Genomic DNA, 18,389 nt, shown 5'->3' with positions numbered 1-18,389 from the left:
GGAGCCACGATTGATGAGCAAGGTATTCAGAATCGCCGCGATTGCCGGCGATGGTATTGGTAAGGAAGTCCTGCCGGAAGGCTTGCGGGTGCTGGAGCAGGCCGCGAAGAAGTGGCAGCTGGATTTAAGCATCGAAGTGCTCGACTGGGCGCACTGCGATTACTACCTGGAACACGGGCAGATGATGCCCGACGACTGGTTCGCACAGCTCAAGGGTTTCGACGCGATCTACTTCGGCGCCGTGGGCTGGCCGGACAAAGTGCCGGACCACATTTCCCTGTGGGGTTCGTTGCTCAAGTTCCGCCGCGACTTCGACCAGTATGTGAACATCCGCCCGGTTCGGCTGTTTCCAGGCGTACCTTGCCCATTGGCCGGGCGCAAACCGGGAGACATCGATTTTGTGGTGATCCGCGAGAACACCGAAGGTGAGTATTCCTCGGTCGGCGGCAAAATGTTCGAAGGCACCGAGCATGAGTTCGTGCTGCAAGAGTCGGTGTTCACCCGCCGTGGCGTGGACCGGATTCTGAAGTTCGCCTTCGACCTGGCACAGACCCGGCCGCGCAAACGGCTGACGGCGGCGACCAAATCCAACGGGATTTCCATCAGCATGCCGTACTGGGACGAGCGCACGGCGTTGATGGCCGCGAAGTACCCAGAGGTGACCTGGGACAAGCAGCACATCGACATCCTGTGCGCACGGTTTGTGCTGCAGCCGGACCGGTTTGATGTGGTGGTGGCGTCGAACCTGTTTGGCGACATTCTGTCCGACCTGGGGCCCGCCTGTGCCGGGACCATCGGGATCGCGCCTTCAGCCAACCTCGATCCGCAGCGGCGGTTTCCGTCGTTGTTTGAGCCCGTGCATGGCTCGGCACCGGATATCTACGGGCAGAACATTGCCAACCCGATTGCGATGATCTGGTCCGGCGCGCTGATGCTGGACTTCCTGGGTAACGGGGATGAACGTTACCGCGCGGCGCACGACGGGATTCTGCGGGCGATCGAAGAGGTGATTGGCGGGGGGCCGATTACCCCGGACCTGGGCGGCAAGGGCTCGACTCAGGACGTGGGGCTGGCGATTGCCGCGAAGCTGCACTAGGCACCCACAAACCGGCGATGCCCCGCATCGCCGGTTCCCTCAATACCCTTGGCGCCGATCTACCTCACCCACCATCGGCTCACCACGCTGGTGGCGCCGGATATTTTCCAACAACACCCCAAAAGCCGTTTGTGGCTGGGTCATCGCTGCAATATGCGGTGTCAGTACGATCTGCGGGTGGGCCCAAAAAGGATGATCTGCCGGTGCCGGCTCTTCTTGCAGCACATCCAGCACCGCGCCGCTGAGCTGCCCGCTGGCCAGCGCCTCGAGCAAGTCGTTTTCCACCAGATGCCCGCCACGGCCCATGTTGATCAGGGCCGCGCCCCGGGGCAGTTGGGCGAATAGCTGCGCGTCGAGAATGCCTTGGGTCTGTTCCGTCAGCGGCAGCACGCACAGCAGAATATCGCACTGGCTGAGGAAGGCGGGCAGTTGCTGTTCGCCGGCATAACAGTCCACGCCTGGCACTTGATGGGCACTGCGGGCCCAGCCAGACAAGGCAAAACCGAGGGGCTTGAGGGTGGCCAGAATCTGCTGCGCCTGGGTGCCCAGCCCCATCACGCCGACACGCCGGCTCATCGCCGGTTGCAGCAAATGCGCCTGCCAGCAGCGTGCTGCCTGCTGCTGGCGGTAAAGCAGCATATCCCGGTGCAGGCTGAGCACGGCCCAACTGGCGTATTCGCACATGCCTTGGGTGATGCCCGGGTCCAGCAGGCGCACCACCGGAAGTTGCGCCGGCAAGCGGTGGAGGTCCAGTTGATCAACCCCGGCCGACAGGGCAAACAACACTTTTAGATTGGGCAACAGTTGTTCGAGATTATCCGGGGCCTGCCAGGCGGCCAGGTACTCGATCTCGTCAGGGGCGCCTATGTCTGGCCAGGCGCGCCACTGAATATCCGGTGCGTGTTCGGCGAACAGTGCCTGCCAGTGTTGGCCGCGCACCGGATCCGCTTTGTAGAGCAAGGCCATGGGCATTTCCTGTCGGGTAAAGGGAGCGTTCATCATCGCTCAAGCCCGGCGCAGGATCTGTTGAAAGGCAGGGGCAAAACAGTTGATCCGAATTTCTCACGGGGCAAGTTCGGCTTAGTTCGTTTCGTACACGTCGTAACCTGAACACCATCGCAACCACCTTCCGGTTGCCGGACTCACGATGGGAAATGCCATGAATAGCAAAGTCGACGAAACCCCTCATTTGCTCCGTCAGCGCGATCAATTCGTGCCCCGTGGGCTGGTCACGGCTCACCCCTTGGTGATCGATCGCGCCCAAGGTGCCGAGTTGTGGGATGTGGACGGCAAGCGCTACCTGGATTTTGTCGGCGGCATCGGCGTGCTGAACATCGGCCATAACCACCCGAAAGTGGTCGCGGCAGTGCAGGCGCAATTGCAAAAGGTCTCCCACGCCTGTTTCCAGGTGGTCGCCTACACGCCTTATCTGGACCTGGCCCAGCGCCTGTGCGAAATGATCGGTGGCAAGGAGGCCTATAAAGCGGCGTTTTTCACCTCTGGCGCCGAGGCCGTGGAAAATGCGGTGAAGATTGCACGTGCCCACACCAACCGCTCGGCAGTGATTGCCTTTCGTGGCGGTTTCCACGGTCGCACCTTGCTCGGCACTACGCTGACCGGCATGAGCCAGCCGTACAAACAGAACTTCGGGCCGTTCGCACCGGAGGTGTTCCATACGCCGTATCCGAATGCCTATCGCGGCGTCACCAGTGACATGGCCCTCGCGGCACTCGACGAATTACTCGCCACCCAAGTGGCACCAGAGCGGGTCGCCGCGATTATTATTGAACCGGTGCAGGGCGACGGTGGTTTCCTCGCGGCGCCGGTGGAGTTCCTCAAAGGCCTGCGTGCTTTGACCGAAAAGCACGGCATCGTGCTGATCCTCGATGAAATCCAGACCGGTTTCGGCCGTACCGGCAAGTGGTTCGGCTTCCAGCACGCCGGCATCCAGCCCGACCTGGTCACTGTGGCCAAGAGCCTGGCCGGCGGCTTGCCGTTGTCCGGTGTGGTCGGTAAAGCCGCGATCATGGACGCGCCGTTGCCCGGTGGCCTGGGTGGGACCTATGGCGGTAACGCCTTGTCTTGCGCGGCGGCGCTGGCGGTGATCGATGCCTTCGAGGAAGAACAATTGCTGGCGCGCGCTGACACGTTGGGCGAGCGTTTGCGTCAGGGGTTGCTGAGCTTGCGCAGCCGTCATCCGCAAATCGGTGACGTGCGTGGCACCGGGTTCATGCTGGCCATCGAGCTGATCAAGAACGACGAGGCGCGCACACCAGACGCTGACCTCAATCAGCGGTTGATCGATGAAGCGCGCAAGGGTGGTTTGCTGGTGATCAAGTGCGGCGTGTACCGCAACGTATTGCGCTTCCTGGCGCCCCTGGTTGCCACCGAGGCCCAGGTCGACGAAGCCTTGCAGATTCTTGAGGGCGCTTTGGCACGGGTCTTGAACTGAGCCAGTACCCACGCGAGCCGTTAGGGAGCATGGGTGAATAAAATGCAGCATTGGAGGCTTGACCCACCATGGGGCTGACAACGTATCGAGCGTTGCTGATTGATTGCGACGAAGTGCTGGTGGACCGGGATTCGGGCGTCTGGGCGGCCTTGCAGCCGTTGCTCGACAGCCGTGGCGGCCAGCCGCAAAAAGAGCAGGTGTTGGCCGAATACAATACGGTGGTGGCGGCGCTCTACCCACGCTTTGCTGAGCTAGGCTTCAGTGGTGTGTTGTGCTTTGCCCATCGCCAACTGGCGGCGGGCTGGGGCTTGCAGGCCAGTTGGGAGGAGGGCATGAGTTTTGCGCGTTCAGCTGCCAACTGGTCACTGTTTGAGGACGCGCCAGGCGCTATGCTTTACCTGCGCAAGTTCTATCGATTGCTGGTGCGCGGCGACCGCGATGCGGAAGATCGCGCCTTGTTGTGTGAGCGCCTGGGGATTGCGCTGGAGGATTTCATCTCCCTGGCCGAAGACCCCGAATGGCTCAATCACCCAGCGCTGCAAGCAGAACCTGTCCTGCATGTGACACGAGCGTCTGTCGGCGCATTCGGGGGTTTGGACCGCTGTTTGATCGGCCGCCAGCGTGCCAAACAGCCCACGCCGTGTGCGGCGGATTACTGCATCAACAGCATGGCGGATCTGGTGGCGCAGCATCAGCTGTCTTTACGGCGCTGATTTTGCTAGAAGATTGTCTTACAAATGGCAGTCAAGAGGTACGCAATGGAAGGGCTAGTGAAACTGGACCGGATTGACATCAGTATTCTGGTCGAGCTGCAAAAGGACGGCCGGATGACCAACGTCAGCCTCGCCGACGCCGTTGGCTTATCGGCCAGCCCATGCCTTCAACGCGTCAAGCGGCTGGAGTCGGCCGGGTATATTTCCAGCTACAAGGCGCACTTGAACCTGGCAAAGATTACCGACTCGGTTACGGTATTTACCGAGATCACCCTCAGCGACCACAAGCGGGAAGACTTCGCCAAGTTCGAGTCCAACATTCGCCTGGTGGATGAAGTGCTCGAATGCCATTTGATCAGCGGTGGCTACGATTACCTGGTGCGCTTCATGACCCGCAGCATTCAGCATTATCAGGAAGTGGTCGAAAGCCTGCTGGACAAGAACATCGGCATTTCCAAGTACTTCAGCTACATCGTCATCAAGTCGCCGGTGCTTAAAGACGGCGTCCCTCTGCGCAAACTGCTGCGCCACTGAAAAAACCCCACCGCATAAAGCCCCCTGCGCTGCCTCAAAAGAGGCGGTTCGGGTGGTCTTGCCTTGGCGTTGCACCCCGATTGGACACGCTCATGCATGGGCGGCGCTAAACGCCTCATATCGACGCAAGCCGCATAAAGCACTGTTTTGAGCCTTTAAAACAGTCATCTGCCCCGGCGTGTGCGCGTAATTCGGCGCAACGCGCAAAAGTGCCTGCGTTGTAATGCGTCCAGAGTGAGGGAGCGGAGTGTTGTGCGGTGTTTTCAACTCGGTTGAAGCCGCAACAGCTTTTCGTTGAACACCACCAATCGGAGCGAAAAAAATGCGAATGAGCAACGCAAAAGCACTGTTGGGTTACGGTGCGTTCATGCTGGCAACCACCAGCGAGGCGCATCAGATCTGGTACGAACAACTTCCCGGCCAACCCTTGGCTTTGTATTACGGGGAATATGACAAGAATGTGCTGGAAGTGACGCCGGGGGGAATGGACCGGTTCAAGCAACTCAAGGCCTGGTCGATGGCCGACAGGTCTGCGCCGTTGAGCCTGACCTTGCAGCGTCAGGCGTTCGCCCTCGCTCAGCAACCCAGTCGCGATGACTCGTTGCTCGCAAGGGACCTGCACTACCCGATTTTTGATCTGCATGAAGCCGGCAAGACCCTGAAGGCCTATTGGACGCCTGCCACCCGCTGGGTCGGCGACTTGCGCGCCCGCACCCCGGAACTGACGCTGGACATCGTGCCTACCGGCGTCGCCGATACGGGCAGGGCACAGTTCCAGGTGTTCTACGCATCCAGGCCGCTGGCGGACCAGGACGTGGTGCTGGAAACCGCATCCGGTGAAGTCTTCAGCCAGCGCAGCGACGCCACCGGCAAGGTCAGCTTTGAATTGCCATGGCAAGGCACGTACGTGGTGGCCGTGGAATACCAGGACTACAGCCCCGGCGAGCGTGTGAACCTTGAGGGCAAGGCCGAGGCGTTTGACGTCAAGCGCTTCAGCTCCACGCTGTCGTTTTACCGGCAGCAGGGCCAACCCCCATTACCTCGGGCGCCGTCGCAACTGCCGGCATCGGAAGTCGCCAGGCTGAAAAAACAGGCCTGATTCATTGCCTCCTTCATGAGTGATTGATATGACCCTTTCTTCAGGATTGGCCGGTCAGGCGGGCACTGTTGCCCCGGCGCTTGCCCGCAGCAAAGTCACGGCCGCCACGCGGATGTTGGCCATCGATGCCTTGCGTGGTTTCGTGATGCTCTTGATGCTCATCGACCACGTACGGGAAACCTTTTTACTGCACCGCCAGGTCACCGACCCGATCGATGCACTGAGCGTTACCCCAGACTTGTACTTCACCCGCATGCTCAGCGAGATCTGTGCGCCGGCGTTTATCTTCCTCACCGGGCTGTCGGCCTGGCTCTATAGCCAGAAACACAGCGCTCGCGAGACATCGGTATTTCTGCTCAAACGCGGCGTGTTCCTGGTGTTCCTGGAAATCACCTTCGTGTGCTTTGCCTGGAATGCCGAGCTACCGCCCAAGACATTATGGTTGCAGGTGATCTGGTGCATTGGCCTGTGCATGATTGTGCTGGCCGGGTTGCTGCACTTCAAGCGCAGCTGGCTGGTGGTGCTGGGTGTGGCAATTGTCGCCGGGCATAACCTGCTGGATGGCGTGACCGTGGGGCCGGAATCGCCGTCCTTTGTGCCATGGTCGATTCTGCATCAGCGGGTGTTTATCGATATCACCGAGTTCACCCGGGCGCGCACCACCTACCCGATATTGCCGTGGATTGGCGTGATCCTGCTGGGCTGGGGCATCGGCCCTTGGTTCGGCAAGGACATGCCGCCCGCCGAGCGTATATCCCGGCTGGTCAAGCTGGGCGCCGGTTTGCTGGTGGCGTTTGTGTTTATCCGTTACCTGAACGTCTACGGCGAGAAGCCTTGGGTGCAGACCGGTGACGCGTTGCGTACGTTCATGAGTTTCATGAGCGCGAAGAAATACCCGCCGTCGCTGATGTTCCTGATGCCAACCCTGGCCCTGTCGCTGCTGTTGTTGGCGCTGTTCGAGAAATGGCAGGACCGCGGGTTAACGGCGACCCTCGCGATCTACGGCGGGGCACCGATGTTTTTCTACTTGCTGCACCTCTACGTACTCAAGGCCATGTACCTGGTTGCGCTGGCGATCTGGGGTGCCAACCAGGGTACTTACTACGGCTTTGACGACCTGCCGATGGTGTGGTTGTGGAGCGTGATCCTTGGGGTGTTGCTGTTCTTCCCGACGCGTTGGTTTGCCAACCTCAAACAGCGCCGTCGCGACATCGCGATCCTCAAATACCTCTGAGGTGCCCAACGGTGTTCCCCGCTCGGCGGAACACCCAGGCCTCAAGCATTCTGGAGCCAAACCGTGAAGACCCTATCGACCCACACCCTGCTATTGGCATTGGGAGGGCAGTCCCTGCTCGCCTTGGCCGCGGAACAAGACATCGCCAAAGGCTTTGTCGAGGACAGCCAATGGAGCCTCCTCAACCGCAGCGTCTATGACCGCCGCGACTACCAGCACGGCGCACTGAGCAATGGTGCGCGCAACGCCTACAAACCCCGGGCCCAGCGCAGTGATTTCGCAGAAGAATGGGCGTATGGCGCAATGGCCGATTACACCTCCGGCTTTACCACCGGTACCGTCGGCTTTGGCCTTGATGCCCACGTTTATTCCGGCTGGAAACTGGACAGCGGCGGCGGGCGTGCCGGGAAGGCACGGCTGCTGGGCGTGGACAATGACGGCCATCCCAAGGACGAATTCAGCCGTGGCGGCGCGGTGGCCAAGCTGCGGTTTTCCTCGACGGAACTGCGTTACGGCGAGCAGCGGGTGAAAACCCCGGTATTTGGTTCGTCCGACAGCCGCCTGCTACCCGAAACGGCCACCGGATGGCTGTTGACCAGCCGCGAGCTGCCCGCCACCACGATGTACGCCGGGCACTTCACCGAGAGCACCGACCGCAACGCCAGCAGCCATGACCAGGGATTTGTCGTCAACTACTCCAATGGCAAACAGGGCAACCGCTTTGACCTGCTGGGGGTACGCAATACGGCCATCAAGGGCCTGAGTGCCAGCCTGTTCAGCGCCGTCTACGAAGACACCTGGCGCCAGCACTACCTGGGCGCCATCTACACCCAGCCACTGGTTCCCGGCCAGGCGCTGACCGTGGACTTCAACCTGTACCGAACCCAGGACACGGGCAAAGCCTTGTCCGGACGCATCGACAACACCACCTGGAGCCTGCTGTCGACCTATCGGCTCGGCGCCCACAGCTTCGGCGTCGGTTATCAGAAGGTTGCGGGCGATACGCCTTACGACTATGTCACCCGCGGGGCGATTTACCTGAGCAATGCCGTTGCGCTGTCCGACTTCAACGCGCCACGGGAAGCGTCCTGGCAAGCTCGCTACGACCTGGATCTGGCCGGCTATGGCGTTCCAGGCCTGACCTTCGGGGCGTTGTACGTGCGCGGCAGCGGTATTGACGGTAGCCACATGGACCCCAACGGCGGCTACAAGTGGCTGGGCTATGGCGAGGGTGGCAAGCATTGGGAGCGTGACGTGCAAGCGCGCTACGTGGTGCAGTCTGGCGTGGTGAAGAACCTCGCATTTACCCTGCGCCATGCGGTGCACCGTGGCAATGCGGCCCAGGCCGAACTGGACGCCAACCAGATCCGCCTGGCTGTCGAGTATCCACTGGGAGGGCGCTTGCGGTAGGCGAGCGGCGTGGGTGGCTTTGCGTGGTGGCCTCAGTAGCGTCGATCAGGCTTTGCTGGAAGACTTCGTTGCGAAGGCAGCGTCGCCCAACAGTGCAACCACCAGCGCGGCAATCCAGCGTGCGTAAATGCCCAGCACCAGCATCAGGCCGCCGATCACTGGGCCGGCCGCCAGTGCGATCCCGCCGCAAGCGCCCCACAGCGCGACCGCGGAGCGGCGTTTGTCCGGATCGTTAAAAGACACGCGGATAAGTGTCAGTGAGGTCGGTATCAGCAAGGCGGCACCGATGCCCTGAATCATGCGCATGGTGATCAGCAGGGTCATGCTGTTGGCCAGGCCACAGCCGACGGAGGCGAGGGTGAATATGGCGAAACCCACGGCGAAGACGGATTTTGCCCCCCATTTATCACCCCATGCACCGCCCAGGATCAGCAGCGCAGAAAAGGGCAGCGCATAGCTGTTGATGACCCATTGCAGGCCGGTGAGGTCGCTATTGAATGCCTTTTTGAGCGCACCGAGGCCGACGTTCACGACGCTGACGTCCAGTTGTACAACAAGAATTCCGAGGCACGCGGCAGTCAGGATTGCTCGTAACGAGGAAGAAGGATGGGTCATAGCGGTTGTAATTCACCTCGACCGCCAGTGAAGCCGGGACCCGCCTGGCTATCACTGGCGCAATGCACTTAAACGAACTGCAAGACGTCATTGACGGCTTTACGCGGCTTTTGTGGCCAGTTGGTCGTGCCGGGGTAGCCAACGGTGACCAGCATCACCGGGACTTCGGTGGCCGACAGGCCAAACTCTGTGGTCACTGCCGACTGATCGAAGCCGATCATGGGCGTCGAAACCAACCCTTGGCCCTTGGCGGCCAGCATCAGCGTCATCGCGGCCAGGGATCCGGAACGGATCGCTTCGTCGCGCTGCAACTGCGGGTTTTCCTGGTACATGCCTTGCGCGGCACCCACCCACATGTCGTAAATCGACTGGTCGATGATGCCGGCATCCACGGACGGCTTCAGCGCAGCAGGCAGCGTTTCGTGCGGGTTGAGGGTGCCGCAGACGATAAACGTCACGGCCGCCTCCACCACCTTCTGCTGGCCGAAAGCCAATGGCAGCAAGCGTGCCTTGGCTTCGGTGCTGCGTACCGCCACGAACCGCCAGTTTTGCAGGTTAAAGGCAGAGGGCGCGTGGGTGGCCAGGTTGATCAGCTCAGCGATCTGCTCGTCGGTCAATTGACGTTCAGTGTCATAGCTGTTGGCGGAAATTCGGGACTTAATGACTTCGGCAATACCGGACATGGTGATCTCTGTACGTTAAGGGTTGGCGCCTTCGTTCAAATCAACGGCTGAAGCCGTCGAACGGGGTCATGTACACCGCGCCGAATGGGTCCAGGCGTTTGCGGATTTCAGCATCCGGCCTGCCGTACACCACCAGGCTGGTGATGGTGCATAGCTCCAGGAACCGCTGGCCGAACGGTGCAAACGTGGTGTCGACGTGGCTGACTACGGCATCGGCGTTGTAGCGCTCAAGGATATGAACGGTGCTGGTGTCTTCGTTGGCGCTGTATTCGTAAACCAGTGTGCCGGGTTCTGCACGGGTGGCCGTGACGATCGTGGCGATCAGCGCCTTGAACTCGGCGAATTCCGCGGGTTTTACCGCGAGGTTGAACAGGCAGGAAATGTAGGGGTGCATGATGAGTTTCCGTCAGAGGCGCCAGGCGGCGCCTGTTGAGTAGGAGGGGTCAAGACTTGTCTGGCGCATCCCCGAACAGTTTGCCGGCGCCAGCCCAGTCGGACGCCGCAACGTCTTCAAAAATGACGTAGATGTAGTTGGCGTCAGTACCGGTGTGGTTGACGATGCTTTGGGTGATGTCGGCGGCAACAGCGGCTTTTTGCGCGTGTTCTTTACCTTCGAACCAGCTCACTCGTACGACGGGCATAAGGTATTCCTCTTGGGACATTGATCGGGGAGAGGCGCGCGATGTGCACCGTTGTCTTACTGGAATCTATCGTACTGGCGAACAAGCTGGCGATAAACGGCCTCCAGCTATAATCTGGGTAGACTAAAACTCTACAATCAGCGAGCCCGGCATGGTCCCCATTGATTCCTTTCAGGGCGTTATCACCTTTGTGGTCGCCGCTCGTTCGTCCAGCTTCACCCAGGCTGCCGAGCGGTTGGGGCTGTCGAAATCTGCCGTGGGCAAAGCCATCGCGCGTCTTGAGGAGCGCCTGGGCGTGCAGCTGTTTCATCGCACCACCCGACGTATTTCCCTGACCGCCGATGGCGAGGCCTATTTCGCGGCGTGCTCTACGGCGCTGGAAGAAATCGGCGCCGCCGAAAGTGGCCTGGGGCCTGGTGGTGGCGAGCCTTCAGGGCGATTGCGCGTCGATATTCCGGTGGCCTTCGGTCGTCGTGTCGTTGCGCCCTTGCTCTTCGAGATCGCCAATAAATACCCGGCGTTGCAATTGAACCTGACGTTTTCCGATCACCTGGTGGACCCATTCGAGGAAGGGATCGATTTATTGGTGCGCTTCGGCGAATTGCAGGACACCAGCGGCCTGGTCGCGCGGCGCTTGATGCGCCAGCGCTGGGCCATTTGTGCAGCACCTGGCTACCTGGCACGGTTTGGCGTGCCACACACCCTCGAAGACCTTAACCAGCACCGTTGCATTGTCGGACACCGGCGCGGCCAGCCGTTGGCGTGGCGAGTCATGCAGGCAGGGCAAACCGTGCGCTACGCGCCTCCTTCTACCCATCAGATTGGCGATGGCGAAGCGATGATTCTTGCGGCGGTTGCGGGCACCGGCCTGTGCCAGATGCCGCGCAGCCTGTTCCAGGATGATATCGAAGCGGGCCGCTTGGTTGAGGTGCTGCACAGCTATGAACCGGAAGCGGTAGATGTGCATGCCGTATGGCCGAAGGTGTCGCATCTGCGGCCGAAGGTGAGGTATGTGGTGGATGAACTGGTCAAGCTGTGCGCGCATTGGCAGTGATGGGCTAATCGCTGAACAGCTCGAACATCAGTTGTCGGAACCATTTATTGGCCGGGTCCCGATTGTATTTGCCGTGCCAGAACAAGTTGATCGCAATCTCGGGCAAGGGCAGCGGCAGCGGCAGGCTCGTCAGGCCAAAAGGGCCTGCGCAACTGTTGGCGAAACGCTCGGGGACCGTGGCGATCAGGTCGGTGTTCTGCAGGATATGACCCACCGCAACAAAGTGTGGCACCTCCAGCCGAATCTCACGCTGCAGGCCTGCGCGCTGCATATGGGTGTCAATTTCGCCATGGCCGGTGCTGGCGGCCACGATTCTTACATGGCCGAACTCGCAGAATCGCTCCCGCGTCATCGGCTGCTCAGTCAGCGGGTGGTCCTTTCGGCATAAGCACACATAGCGGTGATGAAACAGACGGCGCTGGTAGAAGCCTGCCTGCAGGTCTGGCAGCAGCCCGACTGCCAGATCCACCTGACCATTGGCCAGGCTTTCGGACAGCTCGGCGTGGCTGCGCAGGGTACTCACCGAAACCCCGGGCGCTTGCTTGAGCAGCGCTTCGATCAAGCGCGGCACAAAGTAAATTTCCCCGATGTCGGTCATCGCCACCACGAAGCGCTTCTGGCTGGTTGCCGGGTCGAATTCGTCATGGCGGTTGATCGCGCCATGCAACAGGCCGATTGCCTGGGAGATGGGCTCTGCCAGTTGCGCGGCATAGGGCGTGGGCTGCATGCCCTTGGGCGTACGTACAAACAGTTCATCGTTGAACGTGGTCCGCAAACGCTTCAGCGCGTTGCTGACAGCGGGTTGAGTCAGCCCGAGGCCCTCGGCTGCCACTGACACACTTCGGTCCAGCAGCACCTGGTTGAAGATCACCAGAAGGTTCAGGTCCAGCTCGCGCAGATTCATTTGGGCTTGTCCCTCGGTGTGGTTCAGGTCGCTAGTGCCTATTCAGGTTGGTGATAGTTTGTATGGGTTGGAGAGCATTTATCAATGGTTGGTGAATAGTCATGATCGGGCTATTCCAAAAACAACACATAAGGTTTTCCCATGACTGGCCCTCATTCTGTCTTGCAAGTGGGCATCGTTGGCGGCGGTATCGCTGGCGTCGCCTTGGCACTTGATCTCTGTCGTCACCCCCATCTGGACGTGACATTATTTGAAGCCGCTGCCGCCTTTGGCGAGGTCGGTGCCGGGGTGTCGTTCGGTGCGAACGCTGTACGCGCCATCGAAGGACTGGGCATCGGCAAGCCCTACGAACTGATCGCTGACCGAACCCCGCAACCGTGGCAAGACATCTGGTTTGAATGGCGTCGCGGCGCAGACGCCGGCTACCTCGGTGCCAGCGTCGCCCCGGGTGTCGGCCAATCCTCCGTGCACCGTGCAGATTTCCTTGATGCCCTGGCCAAGCAACTGCCGGAAGGCATCGCTCGCTTCGACAAGCGTGCGGTCAGCGCACAAGAGACGGGCGATAGGGTCCGCGTTCAGTTCACCGATGGCACGGACTATGAGTGTGACCTGCTGATCGCCGCAGACGGCATCAAATCCTCGCTTCGCGACTATGTGCTCCAAGGGCTGGGCCAGCCTTTGGTCGCGCCCAGGTTCAGTGGCACCTGCGCCTACCGTGGCATGATCGACAGCGAACAACTGCGCGAGGCCTATCGCGCTGCGGGCGTCGACGAGCACCTGATCAACGTCCCGCAAATGTACCTGGGCCTCGATGCCCATATCCTCACGTTCCCGGTCAAGCAGGGCCGGTTGATCAACGTGGTGGCCTTTGTCTCTGATCGCAGCGACCCCAAGCCGGTATGGCCCAAAGGCACGCCGTGGGTCAAAAGCACCAGCCAGGCACAGATGCTGGAGGCCTTCGCTGAGTGGGGCGATGCGGTTCGCGTGTTGCTGGAGTGCATTCCCGAACCGACCCTGTGGGCGCTTCACGAACTGGACGAGCTTGCCGGCTATACCCATGGCCGCGTTGGGCTGATCGGTGACGCGGCCCACGCCATGCTCCCGCACCAAGGCGCCGGGGCAGGGCAAGGACTGGAAGATGCCTGGCTGCTCGCACGCCTGCTGGGAGACCCCCGGGTGCTGGAGGGTAATGTCCAAACCGTGCTGCAGGTGTACGACGCGATTCGTCGGCCGCGCGCCTGCCGTGTGCAGCGGACGTCATGGGAAGCTGACGAACTCTACGAATTGCGCGACCTTCAGGTTGGAGGCCGCGAACCCCTTCTGTCGACCACCCTGGCCAGTCGCTTTGACTGGTTATGGAACCACGACCTGCAAACGGACCTGGCAGACGCGCGCAGCCGGCTTGGGTGGGTAGCGGGTGTTTGATCACCTAAGTTAACCTGGCCATGGTGTATGAATAGACCTCTCGACTCTATCCATCCAGGGAGCCGCGACCCCATGTCAAATACGGCTGGCATGTTTACCCGTCAGTACTTTCACGGCACCCGTGCCAATCCGTTGCGGGTCGTCGCTGAAGTGACGAAGTGGCAAGGGCATTCGCCTGAGCGTTTGCAGCAGATGAAGGATAACCTCACCTGTATGAAGGCGCAGGGTACAAATGTCATCATCGACTGATGACTTTTCCAGCAGGTACTCCCATGCAAAGTTCCCCTCCTGAAGGCTTGCCGCTCTATCGCATTCTGACCGGCAAGGACGATGCCTCCTTCTGTCATCGGGTATCAGAAGCCCTGGCGCTGGGCTACGAGCTTTATGGTTCGCCCGCTGCCACCTTCAACGGCGAGTACGTGGTAGTGGCGCAGGCTATCATCTGGAAGCCGGGCAAGTAGGCCACCGGTTTACCGCACCATCTGAACGCGCAAACACCCGCATCAGCCTTCATGGGTCAAGTGCGGGGTCACAATGACTCAGCAATGAACAAGGACGAACATTACCGATGATCAACTCAGCCTTGCGGATTTGGTGTGCAGTCAGTGTGCTGTGCGTTGCCTCGTTCACCATGGTGACTTGCGAGTTCGCGCCCATTGGTTTGCTGTCGCAGATAGCCAACGACCTGGATCAAGCGCCGTCTACCGTCGGGCTGACGGTGACGTTGTATGCGTGGATCGGCGCAGCCAGCGGCTTGCTGTCCAACGGGTTGAACCGCTGGGTTGCGCGCAAGACGCTGCTGATCGTCTTGATGCTGATACTGGCCGTATCAAACGGCTTGGCGGCATTGTCCCCTGAGTTTTCGACATTGCTTGGTGCCCGCGCCGTGGGCGCATTGGCCCACGGGGTGTTCTGGGCCATCGTGGCAGCCACCGCCGCCCATATGGTGCCGGCGCAACGCGTGGGGCTGGCCACCTCGATTGTGTTGGGCGGCATCACGGTCGCCACGGTCATGGGCGTTCCGCTGGTCAACCTGGTGGGCCAATACGATGGTTGGCGCACGGCATTTGTATGCCTGGCCTTGATGTGTGTCGCCAGCGCCGGTGCGATAGCCTTCGTGCTGCCCAACATGCACATTCCCTCGCTGCCCAAAGGTATCGGGTTTGCGGTGGTGCTGAGGCGCAAGGACCTCCTCATCACGTACGTCATCACCGGCCTGACGGCCGCCGCGCATTTTGGCGCCTACACCTTTGTCGAACCGTTTATTGGCCAGGTGCCCGGCATTACCTCGTACTTGATTGCGGTGTTGCTGTTTGCCTTCGGGGCCGCAGGTTTTCTGGGCAACCTGCTGAGTGCGCTGTTTATTGATCGCTACTTGAAGGCGTTCATTTTGCTGGCGCTGGTGGCGATGGCATTGGCGTTGGTGACCTTGGGTATTTACGGGCCGCTACTGGGGCTCGTGCCCGTGGTTATCTTGCTGGTGATCTGGGGCGTGGCCATTTGCGCCCTGTTTACCGGATTGCAGACCTGGGTCTTGAGGATTGCCGGTGATCACATGGTGCCGGCGACCGCGATCCATACCGCGGTGCTGAACAGCGCGATCGGGTTGGGTGTGATTATCGGAGGGAGTGCGCTGGAGGTGGCCGGGTTCAAGGGGGCGATGTTGTCGGCCAGCGTGGTGATTGTCCCGGCCATCGTGCTGATGATTGCCGCAGGGCTTCGCGCCAGGGCAGAGCCCGCTTTCTCGTAACGCGCGAGGGCAGGCGTGGTAATGCCGGTGACGGTATTGCTGCGTGATCCTGATGGAAGCCTGGTCAATGTCTTTTCAAGAAAGGCCGTGGAGCGCTAAAGTAATCGGCTTAAGCGCCGATCAATTAAGACCTATACCGGAATTGGACATTTAGCATGATGACTAACGTTAGCAGTCTCGCTTCAGTATCAATCAGCCCAAGCACCGCCACTGCGGGTGATAGCGTCAAGACTGACGCCTCTGATGCCTCTGAAGCCACTGGAACCACCAGTGTCAGCCCGGGCACAGATGCTAAAAGTTCGGCTGGTGCAGGCGCTGGCCAGTCTGCATCGACGTCGCAAGAGTCCGATACCGTCAAGGAATTGAAAAAGCAAATTGCGGAGTTGCAAAAGCAACTTCAAGAGCAGCAGCAAAACATGCAAAAAGCCCAGGCGAGCAATCAGACCGCAGACGCCAAAGCCGCGGCGGTGGCAGCGGCTCAAACGCAGATCGCGTCAACGTCAGCGGCCTTGCAGTCAGCCACATCCGCTTTGTTGCAGGCAGTCACTGCAGAGGGCGCAAGCACTACTGGAACAATGGTCAGTACCACGGCCTGAGACGCAGCATAGCGTCGGGTGATTAGCCTCACTTCGCGCACCTGAACGTCAACGGAACTGCGTTTATGAAATACAGCTGGATCGCACTTGTTTTACTGCTTTGTGCCTGCACAAGCGGCCCCAACCATCAGGAACAAATGGCAGAGCAACGTTTATGGGAATATCAGTTGCTCACCCACCTCAACCGGTTCAAGTCCTACCCTGAGGACGCTCGCTTGCAAAGGCTGACGGGCCTGGTCAGAGTAAAATTTGTCGTCGATGCCCAAGGCAACCTGATACGCCACAAAATCGTCAGCCATACAGGCTCGGATCTTTTCGTTGGTGCAGTGGAGGCATTTATTCCGGCAGCATCGCCAGTGCCTGCGCCTCCACCCTCAATGCTGCTTAATGGCCAAATTGAAGTGGTGGCCCCGTTTGTATTCTGCCTGGAGCAGGGCGCCTGCACCGGCTCACCGCCGCGGCGACTTTAGCCCTGGCGCGTGGGCAAATGACAGGCAAAGAAAAGCTCGCGATGGGGAGCGCGGGCTTAAAGGTTTACACCAGGAGCTGAGATGACCCTAAGCGCCCGGCTGTGAAAGGCGTGTGAAAGAACGGCACACCACATGCCGATAAATCGCCCCGTTGGATATTTTGGAGCCCCGGCATTTGCCGGGGCTTTTTCGTATGCGGGGCTGTAGCCCTTCACGGGAACCAGTCTTCAGAAATGCAGTCATAGCGATGTGCCATCTCGGCAGATCAGAAAGGAATCAACTGATGCTCATCATGGGTAAAGCCTCGTTCGTTGTTGTTGCTGCCAGTGTCGCGTCGTTGTTGATCGGCGCGATGGCCCCGTTGGCCCAGGCGGCCAGCCCCGCTCGATGGGGGGATTTTGGTGCGTCGGCCGGTGACAAGATTACCGCGAGCAGTTGGGGCGCAGGAGGCGAATATTTCCTGCATTCGTCGGACATCTCGGTAGGCGACATTCAAGCCATGCGCGACGCGCTCAAACGCAATGACACCGAGATGCAAAACTTGAAAAGCAAGCTGGACAGTCAGACACGCGCCCTTGAAGACCTGAAGAAAAACACCGGCTCAAGTTCCGGTTCCAGTGACGGCCAACTCTCTGAGCTCAAGCGCACCGTGTCTGATCAGAAAAGCACGATCGACAAGCTTAAAAGCGAGATTGACGACCTCAAGCGCAATTCGAGTTCAAGCTCAAGTTCCAGTTCGAGTGAACTGTCCAGTCTCAAGAGCACGGTGAGTGATCAGAAGCGCAGCCTTGAAGACCTCAAGCGCAGTGTCGACACCCTCAGCAGCAAAGTGAAATAACGCTGCGTCATGCAGTGGCGAGCTTAAATGGTCGCCACTGCTTCGCTCTCGCTCAATTTAATAAGCGCCCGCGGCCGCCTTGGCACCGCTGACGATGGCGATCCCGGAACTACTGCCTAACCGCGTGGCACCGGCCTCGATCATCGCCTGGGCCGTCGCCAGGTCGCGCACGCCGCCTGAGGCTTTCACCCCAATCTGTGCGCCCACCACCTCCCGCATCAGGCGCACATCTGCCAGCGTCGCGCCGCCATGGCCGAAACCGGTGGAGGTCTTGACGAACGCCACGTTCAGTTCGCGGCACAGGGTGCAGGCATTGGTTTTCTGCGGGTCATCGAGCAACCCGGTCTCGAGGATGACTTTCAACGGCACCACGCCGCAAGCCGCCAGCACCTGGGCAATATCGTCGCGTACCTGGTCCAGCAGACCATCCTTCAGCCAGCCGATGTTCAGCACCATGTCGATCTCGCCGGCACCGGCCTCGATCGCAAGCTTGGCTTCATAAGCCTTGGCCGCACTCAAACCCGCACCCAAGGGAAAACCTACCACCGCACAGACCAGCGGGGCAGCGTCGCGCAGGCATTCGGCGGCGAGCGGCACGTTGGCACTGTTGACGCACACGGACTTGAAGCCATGCTCGCGGGCCTCGTCGCACAGTTGGCGAATGCTCGCCTGGGAAGCATCGGCGGCCAGCAGGGTGTGGTCGATATAGGCCGCGAGCGGCAACGCGTTAGTCGGCATGGCAAGTGTCCTGTAAGGATGAGGTGCTGGGAAAAGCCGGTATGTGTTAAGTTGGATGCATTAAATGTGAAATAAATAACATTGTAAATGGAATTTGTGACTGCCCTGATCAAGGGCGTGCATTCAACGAGGGTTGG

General features: G+C 60.0%; 22 protein-coding genes. 15 read left to right on the top strand and 7 right to left on the bottom strand.

All coding sequences use genetic code 11. The annotated features are described in order from the left end of the window. Positions 1–13 precede the first annotated feature (13 nt). Positions 14–1,096: a tartrate dehydrogenase gene (locus CEC48_RS02345; protein WP_088422265.1), complete on the top strand. Its 1,083-nt coding sequence runs from the start codon at positions 14–16 to the stop codon at positions 1,094–1,096. A 39-nt stretch (positions 1,097–1,135) separates the two neighbouring features. Here the strand turns inward: CEC48_RS02345 and CEC48_RS02340 are convergent, their stop codons facing one another. Next, positions 1,136–2,062, bottom strand: coding sequence for a glyoxylate/hydroxypyruvate reductase A (locus CEC48_RS02340; protein WP_088422264.1), 927 nt, complete (start codon positions 2,060–2,062; stop codon positions 1,136–1,138). Between the two features lie 193 nt (positions 2,063–2,255). Between CEC48_RS02340 and gabT the strand changes: the two genes are divergently transcribed. The 6 genes from gabT to CEC48_RS02310 all read left to right on the top strand — a co-directional run bounded on the left by gabT (position 2,256) and on the right by CEC48_RS02310 (position 8,538). After that, positions 2,256–3,548: a 4-aminobutyrate--2-oxoglutarate transaminase gene (gabT, locus tag CEC48_RS02335; RefSeq protein ID WP_088422263.1), complete on the top strand. Its 1,293-nt coding sequence runs from the start codon at positions 2,256–2,258 to the stop codon at positions 3,546–3,548. Between the two features lie 68 nt (positions 3,549–3,616). After that, the gene (locus CEC48_RS02330) at positions 3,617–4,261 is read left to right on the top strand and encodes a 2-haloalkanoic acid dehalogenase (protein ID WP_088422262.1); all 645 of its coding nucleotides are present in this window, start codon (positions 3,617–3,619) and stop codon (positions 4,259–4,261) included. A gap of 45 nt (positions 4,262–4,306) precedes the next feature. Then, complete coding sequence (locus CEC48_RS02325; RefSeq protein WP_003174918.1) at positions 4,307–4,795, top strand: Lrp/AsnC family transcriptional regulator; 489 nt, start codon at positions 4,307–4,309, stop codon at positions 4,793–4,795. Positions 4,796–5,123: 328 nt separating this feature from the next. Continuing rightward, entirely contained in the window at positions 5,124–5,894 is a 771-nt protein-coding gene (locus tag CEC48_RS02320) for a DUF4198 domain-containing protein (protein ID WP_256579650.1), read from the top strand. Between the two features lie 28 nt (positions 5,895–5,922). Beyond that, entirely contained in the window at positions 5,923–7,128 is a 1,206-nt protein-coding gene (locus tag CEC48_RS02315) for a DUF1624 domain-containing protein (protein ID WP_088422260.1), read from the top strand. 63 nt (positions 7,129–7,191) lie between these two features. Next, entirely contained in the window at positions 7,192–8,538 is a 1,347-nt protein-coding gene (locus CEC48_RS02310) for an OprD family porin (RefSeq protein WP_088422259.1), read from the top strand. 45 nt (positions 8,539–8,583) lie between these two features. Here the strand turns inward: CEC48_RS02310 and CEC48_RS02305 are convergent, their stop codons facing one another. From CEC48_RS02305 to CEC48_RS02290, 4 genes are all read right to left on the bottom strand, one after another. Continuing rightward, a complete protein-coding gene (locus tag CEC48_RS02305) occupies positions 8,584–9,153 on the bottom strand; it encodes an MFS transporter (protein ID WP_256579649.1) in 570 nt (189 codons plus the stop codon). 68 nt (positions 9,154–9,221) lie between these two features. Continuing rightward, positions 9,222–9,836, bottom strand: a complete 615-nt coding sequence (locus CEC48_RS02300) for a nitroreductase family protein (RefSeq protein WP_088422258.1) — start codon at positions 9,834–9,836, stop codon at positions 9,222–9,224. 40 nt (positions 9,837–9,876) lie between these two features. After that, a complete protein-coding gene (locus CEC48_RS02295) occupies positions 9,877–10,230 on the bottom strand; it encodes a putative quinol monooxygenase (RefSeq protein ID WP_088422257.1) in 354 nt (117 codons plus the stop codon). A gap of 49 nt (positions 10,231–10,279) precedes the next feature. Then, complete coding sequence (locus CEC48_RS02290) at positions 10,280–10,477, bottom strand: 4-oxalocrotonate tautomerase family protein (RefSeq protein WP_176438648.1); 198 nt, start codon at positions 10,475–10,477, stop codon at positions 10,280–10,282. A 151-nt stretch (positions 10,478–10,628) separates the two neighbouring features. Between CEC48_RS02290 and CEC48_RS02285 the strand changes: the two genes are divergently transcribed. After that, on the top strand, positions 10,629–11,531 hold the full coding sequence (locus CEC48_RS02285; RefSeq protein ID WP_088422255.1) for a LysR family transcriptional regulator: 903 nt from the start codon (positions 10,629–10,631) through the stop codon (positions 11,529–11,531). 4 nt (positions 11,532–11,535) lie between these two features. On the opposite strand, the gene CEC48_RS02280 is transcribed toward CEC48_RS02285, so the two are convergent. Beyond that, positions 11,536–12,435, bottom strand: a complete 900-nt coding sequence (locus tag CEC48_RS02280; protein ID WP_088422254.1) for a LysR family transcriptional regulator — start codon at positions 12,433–12,435, stop codon at positions 11,536–11,538. Between the two features lie 141 nt (positions 12,436–12,576). Between CEC48_RS02280 and salA the strand changes: the two genes are divergently transcribed. From salA to CEC48_RS02250, 7 genes are all read left to right on the top strand, one after another. After that, positions 12,577–13,860 carry a salicylate 1-monooxygenase gene (gene salA / locus CEC48_RS02275; protein WP_088422253.1) on the top strand — a complete coding sequence of 428 codons (1,284 nt, stop codon included), beginning with the start codon at positions 12,577–12,579 and terminating at the stop codon, positions 13,858–13,860. A gap of 72 nt (positions 13,861–13,932) precedes the next feature. Next, entirely contained in the window at positions 13,933–14,109 is a 177-nt protein-coding gene (locus tag CEC48_RS31470; RefSeq protein ID WP_176438647.1) for a hypothetical protein, read from the top strand. A gap of 23 nt (positions 14,110–14,132) precedes the next feature. After that, a complete protein-coding gene (locus CEC48_RS02270) occupies positions 14,133–14,321 on the top strand; it encodes a DUF1737 domain-containing protein (RefSeq protein WP_088422252.1) in 189 nt (62 codons plus the stop codon). 107 nt (positions 14,322–14,428) lie between these two features. Further along, positions 14,429–15,610 carry an MFS transporter gene (locus CEC48_RS02265; protein ID WP_088422251.1) on the top strand — a complete coding sequence of 394 codons (1,182 nt, stop codon included), beginning with the start codon at positions 14,429–14,431 and terminating at the stop codon, positions 15,608–15,610. 155 nt (positions 15,611–15,765) lie between these two features. Beyond that, positions 15,766–16,206 carry a hypothetical protein gene (locus CEC48_RS02260; RefSeq protein ID WP_088422250.1) on the top strand — a complete coding sequence of 147 codons (441 nt, stop codon included), beginning with the start codon at positions 15,766–15,768 and terminating at the stop codon, positions 16,204–16,206. Positions 16,207–16,271: 65 nt separating this feature from the next. Next, complete coding sequence (locus tag CEC48_RS02255) at positions 16,272–16,676, top strand: TonB family protein (RefSeq protein ID WP_088422249.1); 405 nt, start codon at positions 16,272–16,274, stop codon at positions 16,674–16,676. Between the two features lie 283 nt (positions 16,677–16,959). Further along, on the top strand, positions 16,960–17,514 hold the full coding sequence (locus CEC48_RS02250; protein ID WP_088422248.1) for a hypothetical protein: 555 nt from the start codon (positions 16,960–16,962) through the stop codon (positions 17,512–17,514). Positions 17,515–17,571: 57 nt separating this feature from the next. Here CEC48_RS02250 and deoC read toward each other — a convergent pair whose 3' ends face one another. After that, positions 17,572–18,252, bottom strand: a complete 681-nt coding sequence (gene deoC / locus CEC48_RS02245; protein WP_088422247.1) for a deoxyribose-phosphate aldolase — start codon at positions 18,250–18,252, stop codon at positions 17,572–17,574. Between the last annotated feature and the right edge of the window lie 137 nt (positions 18,253–18,389).

This window comes from Pseudomonas sp. K2I15 (assembly GCF_002204795.1).
Taxonomy (GTDB): domain Bacteria; phylum Pseudomonadota; class Gammaproteobacteria; order Pseudomonadales; family Pseudomonadaceae; genus Aquipseudomonas.
This window is presented reverse-complemented; position numbering and strand designations above follow the sequence as displayed.